Genomic DNA, 19,608 nt, shown 5'->3' on the forward strand with positions numbered 1-19,608 from the left:
GAAGACCGGTGTTGTGTGTGAATGACAAACCTAATCAAGTCAAAAGAGTAGCGAAGACTCTGACTTAGACACTAATATTATGCTTTCCAGCATTGTTAAGACCAATTAAGAATTTATGTAAGGGTGATGCTCATACTTGAAAGAGTAGTGAAATCTTCCTTACGCAATAAGACAACGCCTTATTGCAACGAGTTTTTGCCTGGCGACAATAGCGACGTGGCACCACCTGAATCCATTTCGAACTCAGAAGTGAAACACGTTAGCGGCGATGGTAGTGTGGGGTCTCCCCATGTGAGAGTAGCACATCGCCAGGCTCCCATTCGAAGAAAGGGCTATCCGCAAGGGTAGCCCTTTTTTTATGTTGATAAGTTCTCGGCAGGCGCGCCATCGGCAACCACCGGACGTACTGTGTGTCCTGCTTGCGCAACAGCCACACTAATACCAATCGGCATAATTATTTGACCATATTAATCCAGTCCCTTTTGCACATAGCGCTCAGTCTTTGTGTATATACAATAAAGTAGTTCCATGCGTTTGTGCAGGCATCAACAATATCTGTGTAGCCTTTAAAACAGCGATTGGCTAAGTGATGTTGACGAAGCCAACTCCATACTTGTTCGACGGGATTGAGTTCAGGTGAATAGGGAGGAAGCTTGATGATACTTAGGTTGTCGATATCATTTGCAATGTCAACTGTATGCCAACCCGCGCCATCCATAATCACCACCGCATGATGCCCGGGCAACGTGCGAGCCGCTATTAATCTCAGATGTTGCTTCACGATGTCTTTATTAACCCACGGGGCGATCAGTGCTTTGGTATCTCCTGTTGCCGGGAATACTGCACCGAACAAATAGGCGTACTCGAATTGTTGTTGCTTAACGGCTCTTGGTCGGCTGCCTTTCTTTGCCCAAACTCGTTTGGTGGTATTTTGCTGACCGAAACGTGCTTCATCCTGAAACTAGATATCAACCTTTTCTAACGGAATATGGTCTGGGATCCGTTTGCTCGTTTCAATCTGTAGTTTTTTTAAACTCGTTTTGAACAGCTTGTGATTGTTGTGGATGGCGGGAACGGCTAGAGATCCACGACAACCCCAGCTGCTTCAAAATCCGATAAATATGAGACGGTTCATAAACGACGCCAAATTCACACTGGATGTAGCGATTGATATCAGCGCCGGTCAAACGACCTCCCTGTTCAGACAGGCTGTGAGCTTCAACGAAATCTGATAATTGTCGATGTTGGGCCTGTGAAAGGGTGGGAGGTCGGCCGGGAGAATATTTGTCATTGGGACCTTCAATACCGTGTTGCAGAAAAGTGGCGACCCACTTGTTCACGCTGCCTCGACTGACTTTTAATGTATTGGCAATGGCAGTCCTACTTTTACCCTCTTTAAAGTGGGCAAGCGCTAAAAGCCGGATCCTTTTTCTCGCGCGCGATTCGCGTCGTGCAAGTTGTACAAAATCTGCATCGTGAAGCATAGGCATTGAATGAATTTAAGTGACACACCATTAGATCACATATTTATGACGAATGGTATTATTGCCGTTATCCGGACTATTTGCTTAATCGGTATTGCTCATTTTTTTCTGTGTCACATGGCCTTTCGACACCATTTGAATACAATGGAAGGATAAAGAGACTTTTTCACGCCTGTTGCAGAAACGCTACTGCATTATTAAAAAGACTATGGCGATTTTAGGATTTGATATGCTGTTAGATGTGGTTACAGACAAGCACTTTTATCGTTGCGCAGAAGGATCGATCTGGACTGATGAAGCTTTTCCTTACGGCTTTTGGTGTGGCTATTTGAGCGTCTTCAACCAGGTCAATATTGTCGCCCCTGTATACAACGTTAAGTGCACTAGACCAGGCTGGCTTGAGGTAACGGGCGAAAAAGTATCTATCACAGCTGTCCCCGCAGGTGAGGGACTGGAAGCCTTCGCTATGAGACTGGTAAAGACATGTAAGATACTACGTCAACGCAAAGGGATCGCTGACAAAGTTATTTTCCGCTTGCCGGGTTTTCTATCGTGGTTGTACCAGGAAATGGTAAAGCCTGCCCTGCATCAATGTGGTGCAGAAGTTACTCATGATCCCGTCGATGTTTATGCAAAAGATAACAGTGTGGGCGTGTGGCATCCGTTTCTGCGAAAGCTGCATGAAGGGTTGCTGCGTCAGCAATGCCGTCAGGTCTGTGCCATTTCTTATGCCACTGAGCATGCGCTACAAGAACGCTATCCCCCTGCGGCAGAAGCGTTTCATACTCACTACTCTTCCATTTTCCTTAACAACGATGAGTACCATCAGCGCACTCAGTATCCGCTTCATAAGCCAGTACGGGTGCTGTGTATCAGCAGCCTGTCCCATTCCTATAAAGGCTGTGACGTCATGCTGGCTGCGCTACGTCAACTCATTGACGCGGGAGTAACGTGTCATCTCACATGGATTGGAGGAGGACAACAGGTAAATCGGATGCAAGGCGCCGCAGTGACTTTAGGCCTTCATACTGTAGCCGACTTCGTTGGAAATGTTTCTTGCGAGAAAAAGATCCGTGATGCGATGGATGCTGCCGATATTTTTATAATGCCTTCAAAGAAAGAGAAGTTACCCCATGCACTTTTGGGAGCGATGGCCCGTAGCGTTATCTGCATAGCCAGTAGTGTGGCAGGAGTCAATGAACTGCTTAACGAAGAGCGGATTGTTGAGCGCGGCAGTGCCCAAGCGCTCAGTGAAGCTATTCAGACATGCCTAAGAATGTCTGAAAAACAGCGCCTCGACGAAGCAAAGCAAAACTTCCAGAGAGCGCAGGATTTTCATTACGATCTTCTTCAAGCGCGGCGTTTAGCCATGTTTGCACAGCTACGCAATGCCAGATGAGTATTAGCGGTATGGTGATTTTTATCAAAGGAAGCGCCTTATTATGGTGAAGCGTGTGATGGACATAGTGGGAAGTGGAGTTGCTTTATTTTTGTTGTCTTGGCTGCTGGGGGGACTGGCAATACTGGTGTGGATCAAACTTGGTTCGCCAATCCTGTTTAGGCAGTGGCGTCCGGGCCTAAACGGTAAACCCTTCGAGCTGATAAAGTTTCGTACGCAGATTAACGCTCGTACGGATGCCGGAGAACCGCTTACCGATGATCAAAGGCAGACAAAATTTGGCCGATTTCTTCGCCGTACAAGTCTGGACGAGCTACCTGAACTGTGGAACGTATTGCGTGGTGAAATGAGCCTCGTGGGGCCAAGACCTTTATTAGAGGAAGATGGGGATCAAAAGGATTACTTAGAGAAGGTCCGTCAGCAAGTGCGTCCCGGCATGACGGGTTGGGCGCAGATAAACGGACGCGACAATATAACTGAAGATAAGAAATTTGAATTGGATAAGTGGTATGTGGCAAATCAGAGCTTTTGGCTGGACTGCAAGATTTTGCTGCTGACCATACTAAAGGTTGTGCGGCGAGAGAATGTGCGTAAGCACAATAACAGTAAGGCATCCTCTGAAACGCAAGCGACCGTAAATAAGAAAAACTAAAAAGCTGTTGCTGTTAAATCATTTATCAACAAAGGAAAGCCATCTGTTTACAGCCATTGCGGCATAGATACTTTTATTCTTCTTCACCTTAGCCTACCATTGCCCGACCATCTGAAATATAGACGACATACCCAGTGCCATCATTGCAGTCTTATCACACGTTCGGCTTGCCCTCGCAATGCCAGCAGTTAACCTTCTTTAATACCGCAGACGAGTTTCTCGACGCTCTGTCATCAGCCTCGCATAACTATTTGCTTGGGGAAGGCAGTAATACGCTGTTTCTGGAGGATTTTGATGGGCAGGTACTAGTTAATCGCATTGCTGGTATCACTCATCATGAAACGACGGATGCTCATCACTTACGCGTCGGTGGTGGAGAAAATTGGCACCAGCTAGTGGTAAAAACCATGGAAAACGGTTGGTGGGGGATGGAAAATCTCGCGTTAATTCCAGGTTCTGTTGGGGCGTGTCCCATCCAAAATATTGGTGCTTACGGTATTGAAGTCGGTCAGTTTATCTCCTCGGTAGAGGTGATTTATATTCAAAGCGGGGAAAAAGCAGTCATTGATGCAAAAGATTGTTTGTTTGGCTATCGGGATAGCGTATTCAAACACGCACTAGCGGGAAAGGTACTGATTACTTACGTTAACTTTACGCTTCCTAAAAACAGTGAGCGAATTACCACGTACGGCGAACTGGCTGCGCTGGAAAATCCCACCGCGAAAGATATTTTTGATGCTGTTATCACCATCCGCAAGGCAAAGCTGCCGGATCCGGCGATACTTGGCAACGCTGGCAGCTTTTTTAAAAATCCGGTGGTCGAGATAGCATTATACCAACGAATTCAAGCGCAATATCCTAACGTACCTGCGTACGATATTGATGCAGAGCATAAAAAAATTCCAGCGGCCTGGCTAATAGACACACTCGGTTATAAGGGAAAGCAGTGGCAGGGGGTGCGTTGTCACCCCACACAGCCGCTTGTCCTTACGAACCTGGGATCAGCTAAAGGTGAAGATGTCGTTACTCTTGCATCAGATATTATTACCGCAGTACACCAAACGTTTGGAATTCCTTTAGAGCCTGAAGTCAGGCTAGTGGGAAAAACAGGATTGGTCACGCTATGAGGCACGCGTCAAAGATGATTCGGCAGCACATCCTGGCTTTACTGGCTGACGGGCAGTTTCATTCCGGTGAAACTATCGCGCAAGAAGTCGGTTTGTCTCGTACAGCGGTGGCTGGACACATTGCCCAGTTAACGGAATGGGGGCTGGATGTCTTTAAAGTAAAAGGTAAAGGTTACAAGCTAAACCGACAATTTGCTCTGCTTAACGCCGATCTGATAAATAGACAGCTAAAATGCCCCAGCTTATCGTTGGTACAGGTTGAGCCAGTCCTTGCATCTACCAACACCGAGTTAAAAAAACGCATTGTAAATGCCCGTCATAATCTGGCTGACGGCGATGTCATGTTGGCAGAAATTCAAACCGCGGGGCGCGGCCGCCATGGTAAGCAATGGCTGGCGCCTGTAGGTGGAAGCTTAACGTTTTCTATGTATTGGTCGTTTCCTGATGGATATCAAAGTATGGCCGGCTTATCGCTACTTGTTGGCGTGGCCGTTTGTAATGCACTGCAGAAATTTGGCGTAGAGGACGTGCAGTTGAAATGGCCAAACGACGTTTATCTGCATGGAAAAAAGCTGGCCGGGGTTTTGATTGAAGTTGAAGGACAAATAGGAGCGACAGCACACAGCGTTATAGGTATCGGTCTTAATGTGTGCGTACCGGATGAGCAGTATAACGTTGGACAGCCGCATACAGATCTTACTTCCTTTCTCGGTCAGGTGCCGGATCGCAACGCATTGGCAGCATCAATGATAGACTCACTTCGCGAACTGCTACCCATCTTTACCATGGAAGGGTTTGGCCGTTTTGTCGGCACCTGGCAGTCTCTGGATCTCTTTGCCGATAAGACCGTGGTACTGCAAATGGGGGATAAGCGCTTTAGTGGTATTGAGCGAGGAATTGACGAGAGTGGAGCATTGTTAGTGGAAACTCAAGAAGGCATTACCCGATTCCATGGTGGTGAGGTGAGTTTACGTGGTGGATGAGAAGCAGGTTCTTTTGATAGATGGAGGAAACACGCGCATAAAATATTGCCGCCTTGACACAGTTGCGGCCGAACTCGCAACTGTGTCAAGCGTTGAGGATCTGATAAGCCAGCTTATAAAGAAGAGAGAAATTCGCTATATCTATTTAGCAAATGTCGGAAACTCTAATTTAAACGACGCTTTGAGCAATTTCTGCACCGCGCAAAGTATCGACCTGCGAGTTATTGAAACAGAAAAAACGCAGTTTGGTCTTATTAATAGTTACGCTAATGAAAAAAAAATGGGAGTCGATCGGTGGCTAGCCATGATTGCTGCTCAAGAAATGACCGATAAGCCATTTGCCGTTATTGATATTGGTACGGCAATAACCTGTGATTTTGTTGATGGTGGTCAACATTTAGGCGGATGGATTGCGCCCGGATTTACTATAATGCGAGATGCGCTTATTACAAATACGGTAAAAGTGACAGCAAACAACACAAAACCTGAACAAATTATGGTGGGTCAAGATACCGAAGCTTGCGTCGCTTTCGGCTGTCTTGCTGCAGTTCAGGGCGTCTATTTTAGCGCAATTGATTATTTGTCGAGCAAACGAACCGATTTTTCTATAATTATTGGGGGCGGGGACAAAAATATGCTTGCATTTAGCCAGCACGCTGGTAGCATCCACGTCGCGAATTTGGTGGTGCATGGTCTAGCCCGCTACGCAAGAAGTGAACTTTTTGCGTAAGATATCTTCCAGGTGGTGAATGTTTAACCCTTTGGAAAAAATTGAAAAAAGCGAAAAAGACTATTGCACAGAGCGGAACATTGCTCTAGAATGCGCACCCACTTGATGTAGTGCCGACTTAGCTCAGTTGGTAGAGCAACTGACTTGTAATCAGTAGGTCGCCAGTTCGACTCCGGCAGTCGGCACCATCAATCTCAGGAGGGGTACCCAAGCGGTCAACGGGAGCAGACTGTAAATCTGCCGGCTCAGCCTTCGCAGGTTCGAATCCTGCCCCCTCCACCACTTTCTATGAGGTGGCCAGAGAATTAGGAATGCGGACATCGTATAAAGGCTATTACCTCAGCCTTCCAAGCTGATGATGCGGGTTCGATTCCCGCTGTCCGCTCCATTTCGTGCTGATATGGCTCAGTTGGTAGAGCGCACCCTTGGTAAGGGTGAGGTCGGCAGTTCGAATCTGCCTATCAGCACCACTTTCTCCCCAGCTCATGTTTGTTTAGAATCATTTAAATTTTTAAAGTAACTTTGCTGGGATAATAGAAATGGCAAAAGAAAAGTTTGAACGTAAAAAGCCCCATGTGAACGTGGGTACAATCGGCCACGTTGACCACGGTAAAACCACTCTGACTGCAGCAATCACTACTGTCCTTTCAAAGACTTATGGTGGTTCTGCACGCGCATTTGACCAAATCGATAACGCGCCTGAAGAAAAAGCCCGTGGTATCACGATTTCTACGTCACACGTAGAATACGATACTCCCACTCGTCACTATGCCCACGTTGACTGCCCTGGACACGCTGATTATGTTAAAAACATGATTACCGGTGCGGCACAGATGGATGGTGCGATTCTTGTGGTTGCTGCGACTGATGGTCCTATGCCACAGACACGTGAGCACATCTTGTTAGGTCGTCAGGTAGGTGTTCCTTTTATCATCGTATTCATGAACAAATGCGACATGGTAGATGATGAAGAACTGCTTGAGCTGGTAGAAATGGAAGTTCGCGAACTGTTAAGCGAATATGAATTCCCAGGCGACGACTTACCAGTTATTCAAGGTTCTGCGTTAAAAGCACTGGAAGGCGAAGAGAAGTGGGAAGCCAAAATCATCGAATTAGGTGAAGCACTGGATTCTTATATTCCTGAGCCAGAGCGTGCAATCGACAAGCCGTTCATTTTGCCAATTGAAGACGTATTCTCAATTTCTGGCCGTGGTACTGTTGTAACCGGTCGTGTTGAGCAAGGTATTGTGAAAGTTGGTGAGACAGTAGAAATCGTCGGTATCCGCGAAACACAAACTACTACCTGTACCGGCGTTGAAATGTTCCGTAAGCTGCTTGACGAAGGTCGTGCAGGCGAGAACGTAGGTGTGTTGTTACGTGGTACTAAGCGTGATGACGTAGAGCGTGGACAGGTTCTTTGTAAACCTGGCTCTATCAAGCCGCACACTAAGTTTGAAGCAGAAGTTTATGTTCTGTCTAAAGACGAAGGTGGCCGTCATACACCATTCTTTAAAGGCTACCGTCCTCAGTTTTACTTCCGTACTACTGACGTAACCGGTGCTGTAGAATTGCCTGAAGGCGTAGAAATGGTAATGCCTGGTGACAACCTGAAGTTCGTTGTCGAACTGATTGCACCTATCGCGATGGACGAAGGTCTGCGCTTTGCAATCCGTGAAGGTGGTCGTACTGTAGGTGCTGGTGTTGTAGCGAAAATCGTTGAGTAATCAACTCGCTTAACTCAAGTATCGAAAAAAAAGGTCGCGTAAGCGGCCTTTTTTAATGTCTTAATCTTTGAAGTCCCTCTTAGTATTATACAAATCCTCAATGACCGATCATCACTGCGGATCGATTTAGTGCATCGCCAGGCCCACCGGCTTCTGTTGACACATCAAATTCATATTCACCGTTTATTGTAGAAGTACCTACGTCACAAAAACGTGTAAAAGCTATGAAATTCAATTCGATAAAGTCGCGTTTATTATTAATGACCCTCATTTGTGTTTTGGGCATGAGCCTGCTGGTAGCCAGTCAGCACTTTTTCACCCAACGATTGGTGAGCTTGCACGAGCAACGTGATCTTCTCCTGAGGCTGGGACAAGATTTACTGCAAATGCGCAGGCACGAGAAAGATTTTTTACTACGCCATCAAATCGACTATTTCAATCGGTTTAATGAGCGTGCAGATATTTTTAACAACCACCTAAAAGCGCTGGTGCCATTATTTAAGGAATTTTCCTTACCAGATAAACGAGCCGGGGAGTTAGCGCAAGGCGTGCACGATTATCAGAAGCTGTTTCAGAAAGTCGTGCATTTACAGTTACAAATTGGCCTTAATACCGCTCATGGGTTACAGGGGGAACTTGCTTCGGTTGAAGCCATGCTGAGTCGTGAATCTGCCTTTGCTTATGGAACACAACTGTATCAGCAGTTTGTGATAGCGCAGTTATCCATCCGCAACTTTCTGCTAACCAAAGATGCTTATTATCAGCAACAATTTGATGATGCCGTTAATCAAGCAAAAATGCCGCTGAGTGATACGTCCTCTTCGGCAGCAAAGGCATTAGAAAATTACCGGCAAACCTTTGCAAAACTGGCGGATGCGACTACTGCAATGGGTATCACGCACCAGCAAGGGCTGACCGGCGATTTTCGCCGCCAGGCCCATCTAGTTGAGGCGCAACTTAACCAGTTGGATCAAGATCTTCAGCCGATGATTGAGTTACAGGAAAACCAGGTCAGGACTTACAGTATCTCTATTGCAGGACTGACATCTGTCACGCTAATCCTGCTTTTAATCAAAAGTTTCGCGACCTTTCATCGTGCATTTGCTAACTTTGTAATGTTCTTTTACCGTTGTAAACGGCAGTATCAAAAAATCGATCCTCGACAACTGGGGTTCGCGGAGTTTAAATCGCTGGCAGAGCTGGCTAATGACATGGTGGAATCCCGCCGGGATATCGAAAGAAAATTAGCCACCGCGGAAGCCAGGCTGGAAGAATCTACTCACGTTAATCCTACACAGTGATTAATACTAATTCGCCGTACAGGGCAAGATCACGAACATAAATTAACCAGCTGATTTAGCAGATAAAATTATAACTGGACGAGTTATAGTGTCTGTGATCTTATACTCTCTTTTGCGGAGAGAGTCATGGAAACAGGTGCATTTGAGCAGTTTTTTGGGGAATTAGAAGACCCTCGCCAGTCGGCCAAGGTAGCGCATTTATTTACTGATATTTTATTCCTGGTGGTATGCGCATCCATTGCCGGAGCCAAGGGATGGGAAGATATCGAAGACTTTGGTGACTTGCATTTTAATTGGTTCACAGGCAAAGGATTATTCAAGAATGGCTTGCCAGTCCATGACACCATCGCTCGTGTGGTATCGCGAATAGATAGTGAGCAGTTCCAGCGTTGCTTTATTGGCTGGATGCCGTCAGTGGCAGAGCTATCCGAGGGACAGCTAATTGCTATTGATGGTAAACGTCTTTGCGGGTCTTACAACCGTGACGAGAGGCAATCAGCGATTCACATGGTGAATGCCTTTGCATCAGAAAATAACATGGTGTTGGGACAGATAAAAACGCAGAGTAAATCGAATGAAATAACAGCTATTCCGGCTTTACTTAGCCTGCTGGACATAGGAGGTTGTTTGATATCGATTGATGCAATGGGCTGTCAAACCGACATTGCAGGACAGATTATCGATAGCGGTGGTGATTATTTGCTGGCGCTAAAAGGGAATCAAAAAGAGCTTCATGATGCCGTACGCTATGCACTTACCGGTGTTGTTAATGAGGAAGTGATTTGCTTAGAAAAGAGTCACGGCCGCAAAGAAGCCAGAGCTTATCATGTTATGGAAGCCGCTACGTTAGCGGATACTTTCCCTGAATGGAAAGGTCTGAAAAGTATTGGCGTTGCGCTGGGCTATCGGCAGACGAAAAGTGGTAAAGAGTCGCTTGAGTATCGATACTACATCAGCTCAGCCACGTTAACGAAAGCCCGCTTTGCCAAGGAGGTACGCAGTCACTGGGCTGTTGAAAATAGCCTCCACTGGGTTCTTGATGTGTCAATGAAGGAAGACCAATGCCGGATATATCGAGGAAATGCCGCTGAGGTATTGTCTGGGGCGAGGAAGATTGCATTGAACATGCTGCGCGCAGAAACGAGCAGAAAAGTTAGTATTCCGCGTAAGCAAAAGCGGGCGCATGGCAGCACTGATTATCTGGAACAGGTGTTAGCAGCGGGCTTGACCACATTGGGTGATATTTAAGCATTCATGCTCTTGCCCTGATTCGCCGTAGAGAGATGGATTCCTCTATCTCTGAGCTGATCACACATCAATATGAATTGGTATAACAAAAAAATTTATGTCTCTTCGTGCAAAATATGCACAAGGCTCAAACGCTTATACAGGTGAAAAATATGCAATTTACCACGTTAGGTAGTAGTGGTTTACAGGTGTCGCAGGTTTGTCTGGGAACCATGACATGGGGAATTCAAAATACCCAACAGGATGCCGATGAGCAGCTTGCTTACGCACTGGATGTCGGCGTTAACTTTATTGACACCGCGGAAATGTATCCGATTCCCCCGAATGCGCAAACTTATGCAGATACCGAACGTTTTATTGGCAACTGGCTGGGCCGGTATCCTGAAAAACGTCAGGATATTGTGCTGATGAGTAAGATTGCTGGCGGCGGTATTCAACATATTCGCAACGGCAGTGCTATTTCTGCTGCCACAATTGATGTTGCTTTGGATGCCTCTCTTGAGCGATTGCAGACGGATTATCTTGATGTGTACCAATTGCATTGGCCTAACCGTACCTCTCCTCATTTTGGCAAACACTGGCCAGGTAAAACTGATCCCACAAAAGTCAATGTTGCCGAGGAAGTTGAGGGAATGCGCGATATTGCCTCAGCGCTGGGAAAAGCTATTAAAGACGGGAAAATTCGCCACTGGGGACTTTCCGACGATACGCCTTGGGGAATTCATACATTCCTTTCGTTATGTAAGGAATTGGGAGTGCCAAAGCCCGTATCTATTCAGAACGAATTCAGTTTACTGCACGCAAAAGACTGGCCTTATCTTATTGAAATGTGCCATTTCGAAGATATCGCCTATCTGCCGTGGTCGCCGCTGGCCACAGGCATGCTTTCCGGAAAATATCTGAATGACGCGCGCCCCAAAGAGTCCCGCTGGACATATGTTCAACGTCAGGGCTTGTTTCGCAACAAACCTCAGGGACACGAAGCAACACGACGTTATATGGAAATCGCCAAACGCGCAGGAATAACACCTTCGCAACTCGCGCTGGCATGGTGTCAGCAAGTACCGGGTGTGACATCAACAATTATTGGAGCAACAACGCTGGATCAGCTAAAAGAAAATATTGCGGGTTTTGAAATTACCCTTGATGAACCTGTATTACGTCAGATTGAAGAAGTGCTACAGCTCTACCCGCTGGGCTTTTAAATCCCTCGCTTTGCATATAGAGCCATTTGCGCCCGCAGTACTAACAGGCGCAAATGGTTGGCTACTACTATAAATCGGCTATTTGGGCTGCTCCTTGCCCGAAAACAAAGGTGTTAACTTTGCCACAATGGGCAAAATGGTTGGCAGTTTGATAGGGAGTATCTGATTGACTTACATCAGCTTCCCAGCCTTGGCCGTTTTGAATGTACGCTTTTATTTCAAACCAGCCGTTGGCCGTTTTGCTGCAGTCCATGTCTACATCCAGCATCCAGTAATGCGCTCCCCAGGTATTTAATGGGGTAACACCATAACCGTCGGCGGCCACCGTTTTTTCGCCGCCCCAATCTGCTGGCCATACGTCGGTAGTCCAATCAAGCGCGCTACCTTCAGCATCACCGCTTTGATTAGCTTCAACACCGTACCAGTCTAAAAAAGTGTCGTTAGCTTTCCAGGGAGATGTGGTAGTATTTTTAAAATTATTGTGACGAATTGGAATCGCGCAGCTCATATTGCTCTGTGTGCAGGTGCGCCCCAGGTTCGCGGCCGCATAAGCATGGTCAATGCCGCCACGTACAAACATATTCTGACCTGACTGTGTTTGCGCCTGCACAAAGACTACCGTACGTTGCCAGTCGCCATCGGTGCTGGGCTGGCTGCCGATTCGGGCATTATGATGAATCGCGACTGCTTCCCAGGCGCCAATACTGACATTTACCGAGCCGTTCTGGTCAACCGTAACAGTGCTGCCAGAACAAGAATTGCCGTCACTACTCAATTCACCGCTTAACACGTTACAGTACACACCGGGTGCCATATCACTGTCCAGCGCCGCAGAGAGGGCATAATCTTCTTTGTTAATAGCGACGAAACCTCTGTCACCGCGGCCAAAAGCAATTTGATTCCCCCCATTGGACCACCAGTTGGTGACTGAGAATACATCTGCAGTCTGGTTGCGAAAATCCATTGCGCCAGCAATATAAGACCAGCGGTGTTCGCACTTCCAGTTTTCAGCAAAGCATTCCAATACGCCATTGTTATGGACCGGAACAGAAGGCGCGCCCGCATCGGTATCACCGTAAAAGTCATAGCTCGACATTACCTTGGGATACCCATACGGATATGCCAGCATAAAGACATTAGCTAAATCGTACAGCCGACCATCTTCAAAGGTAATTACGTTACCCGCGCCACCGTGACCCCGTTGGTTGTCGTGATTGTCTACAAAGACCACAGCCTGATAGCTGGGCATAAATCCCCAGGCCTCACCAAAGTTGCTTAGCCACGCTAAGGAACCATTCCGAAAAGTGTTTCCCAGCTCTACAGAATATTTAAATTCAGTTACTAAGCCATTGCCGAAATATTCTGCGGCGCCGATGGCTTCACCGCCTTGATCAATGACTTCCTGAAAAACAAGCGGATCGCCGTTCACTTTATCTAAAATGCCAGCGATGTCAGATGCAGCCATGTGTTTAGAGGCATCTAAGCGGAATCCCGCCACCCCGATATTCACGAGATCGTTCAGATAGTTTGCTATAGTGCTTTGAACATATTCGCTCGCCGTATTTAAATCAGCCAGACCCACCAGCTCGCAATTTTGTACCTCCCAACGATTTGTATAATCTACAACCTCGCAGGTAGAATGAAAGTCCTGGGGCGAATAAATAGGATACTGTTTATTGGCAAAAGTATTGCCTGACGTACCGGTGCCGCTGCCAGCCGCCATGTGATTAACTACGGCATCAACATAGATATCGACGCCGGCAGCGTCGCAACGCTCAACCATATCAACGAATTGAGCCCGATTGCCGCCGCGGCTATTTAATACATAGCTGACCGGCTGATAGCGAGCCCACCATTGGGGAACATTCAGGTGTTCATTAGGAGGCGATACCTGAACGGCAGCGTAACCCTTTGGTCCTAAGTAAGTTTCACATTCTGTTGCTACATCTTGCCAGTTCCATTCAAATAAATGAACGAAGGTAGTGGGCGCAGCAACGGCAGCAGAGTTGAGGTTAACGGCCGCCAAAGCAACAGCAGAAGCAACAGTAAGGTGGTGTCGAAAAAGCATAGTGTCTCTCCGTGAGTGGTAACTGAAATGTCAGGCTCAGATTTCACCATCGCCAGCAACTGTTGTTCATTCATCTCAGGGTGTAAACGCGAACTGAAAATGGAAAGAACCCGACTGGAGGTAACACTAGGTGGTTAACGTAAAATTAACAAAATGAATACGTATGTAAGAAATTTTACTAATTGCAGAAAAAAGCCCCGTCTATCAACAGGGCTTTGGTAGGCGGCTTCTAAGTGTTTTTAAAATACATATGTAGCGGAGAACTGAAAGCGGTTCATATCGCCTTCTATGCCAGCTTCAATTTCTCGTTTTGCAAACGCGTACTCGCCTCCAAAAGTAAGCGATTTTGTAGGGGAATAGAGCAAATTAGCTCGTGCACTAAGGGTGCTCTCAGTCGCCGTTAAACCTGTCAGTTCAGTATCGTTATCAGCTTCTAAGGCGGCAAACATAAAGTTACTGCGCATCTTTTCGTTCCACAGATGACGATACGCCAGCGTATAACCGTAAGAATCAATCGCTTCCAGATCCCCGTCCGCGGTAATCACAGCGCTATTGATCGCATTTAAAGCAGTATATCGGCCTATACCTGAACCTGCATTAAAGAGTACGCGAATATCGTCACCGTTAGCTAGATTGTATTTGCTGGAAATTGCCAGCCCGTAACTGGTTTCATCTGCATCAACATCTACGCCGTCATCATAGGACAACTGACGAACTAATCCTGCTATTTTTACGTGTCCCCAGTTTTGTTTAAATGTATACGCCGCAACAACATCCGGAACTGCATTATCGTCTGCCACTATGCGACTTCCGCCTTGAAAGGGGGTGACTGTGGTCTCAGGGTTTTCCAAAGCGAGTTGCAGACCGCCATTTGTGTATCTTACCAGCGTCTGGCGTCCAAAAATGGTACCGTCTGTTACGCCAATGAAATCCAGCGACTCGGGTAGCGTGGCCACATCCATAAACGTGGTCCAGGTTTGCCCAATCAGCCAGTTTTTATACTGCAAATATGCGTGACGAATACGAGGATTGTAGGAGTTACTGACCCGTTCATCCCCGTCATTAGTAACAATAAAGTCTAACTCCAGAACGCCGGTGATAGTGTCACCTTCTTCAGTAGGTGTGGTGGTGGCGAATCGGAAGCGGGATTGACGGGTGTGCGCATCAAACTGCGACCCCTCATCGTTTCCTCCCACTGGCGTGAGTGATGGAATATAAAAGTCGCGCCCAACGCTGCCCGAAGCAATGGTGCCGTCCGAGTAGTTACTCACCATTGCATCTGCTTTAATATAACCGGAGAAACTAACGTTGGTGCCTGCCAGCATGTCAGTTTGAGCCATAGAAACGCCGGACCAGCCCGCAACAGAAAGCGCAACGGCGAGGGTGGTTTTTTGGAGTGTGTTTTTCATATTTATATTCCGTCTCATGTTTCCAGGTAAAAATGTGTAAAAATAGAGTTAACCCTGAATAATTTGGCCGACATTCGCGAATTTGCAAATAAGCAGATGGTCTATTAGACGAAAGTCTTACCGGGTTGTTGAAGATGGCAATTCTGCTAAGACCAAAGTCTCATTTTGCTTTAAACAAGAAAAGCTACATTGTTTTAGTTAATTGTAGCATTTGAATTTTATAATCGGAGGCATTAGTTTATGACTGCCAGTAAAACGTATCCTGTCCCAGAGGAAATAAAACGAAACACGCATTTGACCGACGCGCAGTATAGTCAGATGTATAAGCAGTCGGTAGAAAATCCCGCTGCTTTTTGGCAAGAGAGTGCGGCGACACTGGAATGGTATGCCAAACCAACAAAAATAAAGAATACAGATTTTGGTCCGGATACAGTTTCCATTAAATGGTTTGAAGATGGCGAACTCAATGCCAGCTACAATTGCATCGATCGGCATCTTGCAACAAAAGCAAAAAAAACCGCCTTATATTGGGAGGGCGACTCTCCTGAAAATAGCGAAGAAATTACTTACCAGCAACTTCATTATGAAGTGTGCAAACTGGCTAATGGATTGAAAAATCTCGGTGTTGGTAAAGGTGATCGTGTAGCGATATACATGCCTATGGTTCCGCAAGCTGCGTACGCTATGCTCGCTTGTGCCAGGATTGGAGCCGTGCATTCTGTTATTTTTGGCGGGTTTTCGCCTAATGCCATTGCCGATCGTGTTAATGACAGCGCGACCAAAGTTATCATTACCTGTGATGAAGGACGCCGTGCCGGACGTGCCGTTCCGCTGAAGAAAAATGTGGATAAAGCGCTTTCCAATGGCGCTTGTCCGTCGATTACCAATGTCATTGTACATAAGTTAACTGGCGGTGACGTTACCTGGAACGAGGAAGTCGACGTAACGTGGGAAGATTTGGTAGAAGATTGTTCGGGGCAGTGTGAACCTGAGGTCATGAACGCCGAAGATCCTCTGTTTATTTTATACACATCTGGATCGACTGGCACACCTAAGGGTGTGGTGCATACCACAGGAGGCTATTTGTTGTATGCTTCCATGACATTTAAATATACCTTTGATTATCGTCAGGACGATATCTACTGGTGTACGGCTGATGTCGGCTGGGTGACCGGACATAGCTACATGGTTTACGGGCCACTTGTAAATGGTGCGTCGCAGGTATTTTTTGAAGGCGTCCCCACCTATCCAGATGTCCGTAGGATAGCGCAGGTGGTTGAAAAGTATAAGGTGAACAGCCTGTACACTGCACCCACTGCTATTCGCGCCTTAATGGCCCATGGCGATAAGCCAGCAGAAGGGTGTAACTTATCGTCTTTGCGGATACTCGGCTCAGTCGGAGAGCCTATTAATCCAGAGGCATGGGAATGGTATCACCGTGTACTTGGAGAAGGGCGTTGTCCGATTGTGGATACATGGTGGCAAACAGAGACAGGTGGCATAATGATCACACCGCTACCCGGCGCTACGGAGTTAAAACCCGGCTCAGCATCGAGGCCTTTTTTCGGAATACAGCCGGCTTTATTTGATCCTGAAGGGAAGGAGCTTGATGGTGCTGCTGAAGGTAACCTTGTTATCAAAGATAGCTGGCCAGGTCAGGCTCGCACAGTGTATGGCGATCATGAGCGTTTTAAAAGTACCTATTTCAGCGCGTACAAAGGGGCGTATTTTACCGGCGATGGCGCTCGTCGTGACGAAGACGGCTACTACTGGATTACAGGTCGTGTAGATGATGTGTTAAACGTATCGGGTCACCGTTTAGGAACCGCAGAAATTGAGAGTGCACTGGTAGCGCATCCTAAAGTGGCGGAGGCGGCGGTGGTTGGATACCCGCACGATATTAAAGGGCAAGGTATTTATGTTTATGTTACGCCTATCGAAGGTGTGTCTCCGGATGAAGAGCTGGCGAAAGAGCTGAAGGCATGGGTGCGAGCTGAACTCAGCCCAATTGCCACGCCGGACAAAATCCAGTGGTCAAGGGGGCTTCCGAAAACACGCTCTGGTAAAATAATGCGCCGTATTTTAAGGAAGATCGCAGCTAACGAGCATGATCAACTTGGCGATACATCAACATTGGCGGATCCCTCGGTTGTTGATACACTCGTTGAGGAGCGCTTAAACAAATAATCACGGAAAGAAAATGATAACGCTGCTAATTGCTGATGATCACCCGTTATATCGTGATGCACTACGAGGGGCGTTATCTTTGTCTCTTCCCGACCTTCAGCTGCTGGAAGCGGGGGATCTGACAGCAACAGTCGATATACTTGAAAAAGAAGATATTGACCTGTTGCTACTGGATCTTCATATGCCTGGTAGCAATGACTTATTTGGGCTTTTACATATACGAAAGCTCTATCCTGGTCTTCCGGTTGCGGTGGTATCCGGCACTGAAGATGCGTCTATTATTTCAAAAATTGTAGGGGTTGGCGCACTTGGTTTTATTCCCAAAACCGCTGGGTCGGATGATATTGCCAGTGCTGTTCAGGTTATTTTAAACGGTGATATATGGTTACCGGCTTCGGTGAGTGAAAAAATTGAACAGGTTGATGAAGTGTTTTCGGCGCTTGCTGATAAAGTCGCTAGCTTAACACCATCACAGTACAAAGTGCTTTGCTATATGCGAGACGGATTGCTGAATAAGCAAATAGGCTATAATCTAGAGATAGCTGAGGCCACAGTTAAAGCGCATGTTACCGCTATTTTTAAAAAACTTAATATCAATAACCGAACCCAAGCGGTACTTATTGCTTCCCAACTAGAGCTGGAGCCTCCTGTAAGTCATCATTAATTGGCTCCCTTTTTAAGTAATTTTGCTTTGAAATAAGCGGAATATAATGTTGATAAGCTTGTTGCGCAGCATCGCTAAGTAAAGGGTTCGGGATTATGTACTGCACTCTGCTTTTTAACTGCTCCTGAGCATGCTGATAAAATTCCTGGCTATGCAACAAGTGCTGTAATTTTCCGTTTTCTATTAGAAGATTTAGCCCCTTTTCTAGTCGTTCAGCAAGCAATATGTTGTTTTTAGATACAAAGAAAAACATGGCACTGGGGTAGACAATAACTAAATGAGGTTCCAGAGTTAACGCTGTATGAAGAGGATTTTCTAACTCATAACCTATTTCCAGTACGCCGCGCGGATAATAATCTACAAATTTCTTTTTAAGCATCTTAAATGCAGGCAGATAAGGAGCACCAATGACATTGAATCCGCTGCTTCTCAAAATTGTCGTATCGGGCCAGCTTTCTTCCTGAACAGCTATTAGCTTCTGAAGCTTATTTAATGGGAGAGGGGAGTTAAATCGAAGATCATTTTTACGAATAATAGCGAGTCGTTTGCCGAAGAGACCAGCCGCGATGGGCACATACACAGCCTGAGAGTATCGTTCTCTTTCGAAGCTGGTGACACTCCAGGTAACGTCCAAGTACTTATCTTGCAGATTACGTAGTTGACGCTCCTGAACGGTGGGTTCTGCATTGGCAACCAGAACAGCCTTGCCATATTGGTCGCTGGTAACATCCATCGTCATTTGTAGCAACTCAACCACATAGTTGTAGAACGGGCTAGTGCCGGCATGTACGCGAGGGATGTGAAGTGGCTGAACAGAAACCTTGTCGTTTACGGCAATAACATCAGCTTGAGCTTTTGGAGCCGCAACAGTCAAAAAACTGAAAAACGCTATGATACAACAGCGATAACACTTCATGGTTTTCGCATCGCTCCATGTTTCCTCAATTTCAGGAATGGCAGTACAGCTAGGCTTCTACTGCATCTGGCTTTTCAGTAAGAACATAATCATATTCAGGATCGACAATAAAACGGCCGTTCATGGCTTCACGACCAAATAACATTAAATACGTCATTTCTGAGCGGTCTGTCAACGTGATCTGAATGATCCATTCTTCGCCTGCCATAACAATGGGGGTGCTGATAACGTAACGTTTTTCACGAGTAGCGGTAGAGCTTTTTACTCTTTTTTTCCCCAGAACTTTTGCCTGTCTGCGTACAATTCTATCTACGTTGTGAATGTCGGGGTGAATATCGAAGCTAACCCACAGTTCGTCATCTTTTTCGAACTCTTCCAGATTGTCGACATGTAAAGATGATGTGGTGGCTCCGGTGTCTACTCTCACGTTTAAACCGGAAATCGCCAGGTCGGGCAGGTCACATAGCTCCAATGCGCCGATTACTCTTTTGGTTGTTTTCATCAGTTACTC

General features: G+C 46.5%; 15 protein-coding genes, 4 tRNA genes, 1 rRNA gene and 1 pseudogene. 16 read left to right on the forward strand and 5 right to left on the reverse strand.

What is annotated here, in order from left to right; translation table 11 throughout:
- The first annotated feature begins 198 nt into the window (after nt 1-198).
- Nucleotides 199-314 (forward strand): 5S ribosomal RNA (rrf, locus tag CA267_RS12490).
- Nucleotides 315-454: 140 nt separating this feature from the next.
- Here the strand turns inward: rrf and CA267_RS12495 are convergent.
- Nucleotides 455-1,484, reverse strand: a pseudogene (locus tag CA267_RS12495) (IS630 family transposase).
- 229 nt (nt 1,485-1,713) lie between these two features.
- On the opposite strand from CA267_RS12495, the gene CA267_RS12500 reads away from it, so the two are divergent.
- From CA267_RS12500 to CA267_RS12560, 13 genes are all read left to right on the forward strand, one after another.
- Nucleotides 1,714-2,883 (forward strand): glycosyltransferase family 4 protein, encoded by a 1,170-nt coding sequence (locus tag CA267_RS12500; RefSeq protein ID WP_075610452.1) that lies wholly within the window; start codon nt 1,714-1,716, stop codon nt 2,881-2,883.
- A 43-nt stretch (nt 2,884-2,926) separates the two neighbouring features.
- The gene (locus tag CA267_RS12505) at nt 2,927-3,535 is read left to right on the forward strand and encodes a sugar transferase (RefSeq protein ID WP_075610367.1); all 609 of its coding nucleotides are present in this window, start codon (nt 2,927-2,929) and stop codon (nt 3,533-3,535) included.
- A 134-nt stretch (nt 3,536-3,669) separates the two neighbouring features.
- Nucleotides 3,670-4,662: a UDP-N-acetylmuramate dehydrogenase gene (gene murB, locus CA267_RS12510; RefSeq protein ID WP_075610368.1), complete on the forward strand. Its 993-nt coding sequence runs from the start codon at nt 3,670-3,672 to the stop codon at nt 4,660-4,662.
- Nucleotides 4,659-5,645, forward strand: a complete 987-nt coding sequence (gene birA / locus CA267_RS12515; RefSeq protein WP_075610369.1) for a bifunctional biotin--[acetyl-CoA-carboxylase] ligase/biotin operon repressor BirA — start codon at nt 4,659-4,661, stop codon at nt 5,643-5,645. Before murB ends, birA begins: the two co-directional genes overlap by 4 nt.
- Nucleotides 5,635-6,375: a type III pantothenate kinase gene (locus CA267_RS12520; RefSeq protein WP_075610370.1), complete on the forward strand. Its 741-nt coding sequence runs from the start codon at nt 5,635-5,637 to the stop codon at nt 6,373-6,375. Before birA ends, CA267_RS12520 begins: the two co-directional genes overlap by 11 nt.
- Nucleotides 6,376-6,487: 112 nt before the next feature.
- Nucleotides 6,488-6,563: transfer RNA gene (locus CA267_RS12525), tRNA-Thr, on the forward strand.
- Between the two features lie 9 nt (nt 6,564-6,572).
- A tRNA-Tyr gene (locus tag CA267_RS12530) sits at nt 6,573-6,657 on the forward strand.
- 31 nt (nt 6,658-6,688) lie between these two features.
- Nucleotides 6,689-6,763: transfer RNA gene (locus tag CA267_RS12535), tRNA-Gly, on the forward strand.
- A 6-nt stretch (nt 6,764-6,769) separates the two neighbouring features.
- Nucleotides 6,770-6,845 (forward strand) — tRNA-Thr (locus CA267_RS12540).
- A gap of 69 nt (nt 6,846-6,914) precedes the next feature.
- Nucleotides 6,915-8,099 carry an elongation factor Tu gene (gene tuf / locus CA267_RS12545; RefSeq protein ID WP_075610371.1) on the forward strand — a complete coding sequence of 395 codons (1,185 nt, stop codon included), beginning with the start codon at nt 6,915-6,917 and terminating at the stop codon, nt 8,097-8,099.
- Nucleotides 8,100-8,323: 224 nt separating this feature from the next.
- A complete protein-coding gene (locus CA267_RS12550; protein WP_075610372.1) occupies nt 8,324-9,400 on the forward strand; it encodes a chemotaxis protein in 1,077 nt (358 codons plus the stop codon).
- Nucleotides 9,401-9,526: 126 nt separating this feature from the next.
- Nucleotides 9,527-10,648, forward strand: a complete 1,122-nt coding sequence (locus CA267_RS12555; protein ID WP_170669057.1) for an ISAs1 family transposase — start codon at nt 9,527-9,529, stop codon at nt 10,646-10,648.
- 152 nt (nt 10,649-10,800) lie between these two features.
- The gene (locus tag CA267_RS12560) at nt 10,801-11,853 is read left to right on the forward strand and encodes an aldo/keto reductase (RefSeq protein WP_075610373.1); all 1,053 of its coding nucleotides are present in this window, start codon (nt 10,801-10,803) and stop codon (nt 11,851-11,853) included.
- 67 nt (nt 11,854-11,920) lie between these two features.
- On the opposite strand, the gene CA267_RS12565 is transcribed toward CA267_RS12560, so the two are convergent.
- Both CA267_RS12565 and CA267_RS12570 read right to left on the reverse strand, forming a co-directional pair.
- Nucleotides 11,921-13,921 (reverse strand): alpha-amylase, encoded by a 2,001-nt coding sequence (locus tag CA267_RS12565; RefSeq protein ID WP_075610374.1) that lies wholly within the window; start codon nt 13,919-13,921, stop codon nt 11,921-11,923.
- 239 nt (nt 13,922-14,160) lie between these two features.
- Entirely contained in the window at nt 14,161-15,348 is a 1,188-nt protein-coding gene (locus CA267_RS12570; RefSeq protein ID WP_321174041.1) for a DcaP family trimeric outer membrane transporter, read from the reverse strand.
- Nucleotides 15,349-15,570: 222 nt separating this feature from the next.
- Here CA267_RS12570 and acs point away from each other — a divergent pair, with 222 nt between their 5' ends.
- Together acs and CA267_RS12580 are read left to right on the forward strand one after the other, a co-directional pair.
- The gene (gene acs / locus CA267_RS12575) at nt 15,571-17,517 is read left to right on the forward strand and encodes an acetate--CoA ligase (RefSeq protein ID WP_075610376.1); all 1,947 of its coding nucleotides are present in this window, start codon (nt 15,571-15,573) and stop codon (nt 17,515-17,517) included.
- Nucleotides 17,518-17,530: 13 nt separating this feature from the next.
- Nucleotides 17,531-18,181, forward strand: a complete 651-nt coding sequence (locus tag CA267_RS12580) for a response regulator transcription factor (RefSeq protein WP_075610377.1) — start codon at nt 17,531-17,533, stop codon at nt 18,179-18,181.
- On the opposite strand, the gene CA267_RS12585 is transcribed toward CA267_RS12580, so the two are convergent.
- Nucleotides 18,135-19,097: a type 2 periplasmic-binding domain-containing protein gene (locus tag CA267_RS12585; RefSeq protein ID WP_075610378.1), complete on the reverse strand. Its 963-nt coding sequence runs from the start codon at nt 19,095-19,097 to the stop codon at nt 18,135-18,137. The two genes, CA267_RS12580 and CA267_RS12585, sit on opposite strands and share 47 nt — an antisense overlap.
- A 49-nt stretch (nt 19,098-19,146) precedes the next feature.
- Entirely contained in the window at nt 19,147-19,599 is a 453-nt protein-coding gene (locus tag CA267_RS12590) for an ATP-dependent zinc protease family protein (protein ID WP_075610379.1), read from the reverse strand.
- Nucleotides 19,600-19,608: the final 9 nt, after the last annotated feature.

Origin of the sequence: Alteromonas pelagimontana (assembly GCF_002499975.2) — a bacterium.
Classification (GTDB): domain Bacteria; phylum Pseudomonadota; class Gammaproteobacteria; order Enterobacterales; family Alteromonadaceae; genus Alteromonas; species Alteromonas pelagimontana.

Excerpts from the sequence above, each read along its gene's own strand:
- CA267_RS12570 (WP_321174041.1), bottom strand. The coding sequence starts at position 15,348 with ATGAGACGGAATATAAATATGAAAAACACACTCCAAAAAACCACCCTC.
- CA267_RS12585 (WP_075610378.1), bottom strand. The coding sequence starts at position 19,097 with ATGAAGTGTTATCGCTGTTGTATCATAGCGTTTTTCAGTTTTTTGACT.
- CA267_RS12560 (WP_075610373.1), top strand. The coding sequence starts at position 10,801 with ATGCAATTTACCACGTTAGGTAGTAGTGGTTTACAGGTGTCGCAGGTT.
- acs (WP_075610376.1), top strand. The coding sequence starts at position 15,571 with ATGACTGCCAGTAAAACGTATCCTGTCCCAGAGGAAATAAAACGAAAC.
- CA267_RS12505 (WP_075610367.1), top strand. The coding sequence starts at position 2,927 with ATGGTGAAGCGTGTGATGGACATAGTGGGAAGTGGAGTTGCTTTATTT.
- CA267_RS12590 (WP_075610379.1), bottom strand. The coding sequence starts at position 19,599 with ATGAAAACAACCAAAAGAGTAATCGGCGCATTGGAGCTATGTGACCTG.
- tuf (WP_075610371.1), top strand. The coding sequence starts at position 6,915 with ATGGCAAAAGAAAAGTTTGAACGTAAAAAGCCCCATGTGAACGTGGGT.
- CA267_RS12550 (WP_075610372.1), top strand. The coding sequence starts at position 8,324 with ATGAAATTCAATTCGATAAAGTCGCGTTTATTATTAATGACCCTCATT.
- CA267_RS12500 (WP_075610452.1), top strand. The coding sequence starts at position 1,714 with ATGCTGTTAGATGTGGTTACAGACAAGCACTTTTATCGTTGCGCAGAA.
- CA267_RS12580 (WP_075610377.1), top strand. The coding sequence starts at position 17,531 with ATGATAACGCTGCTAATTGCTGATGATCACCCGTTATATCGTGATGCA.
- CA267_RS12555 (WP_170669057.1), top strand. The coding sequence starts at position 9,527 with ATGGAAACAGGTGCATTTGAGCAGTTTTTTGGGGAATTAGAAGACCCT.
- CA267_RS12565 (WP_075610374.1), bottom strand. The coding sequence starts at position 13,921 with ATGCTTTTTCGACACCACCTTACTGTTGCTTCTGCTGTTGCTTTGGCG.
- birA (WP_075610369.1), top strand. The coding sequence starts at position 4,659 with ATGAGGCACGCGTCAAAGATGATTCGGCAGCACATCCTGGCTTTACTG.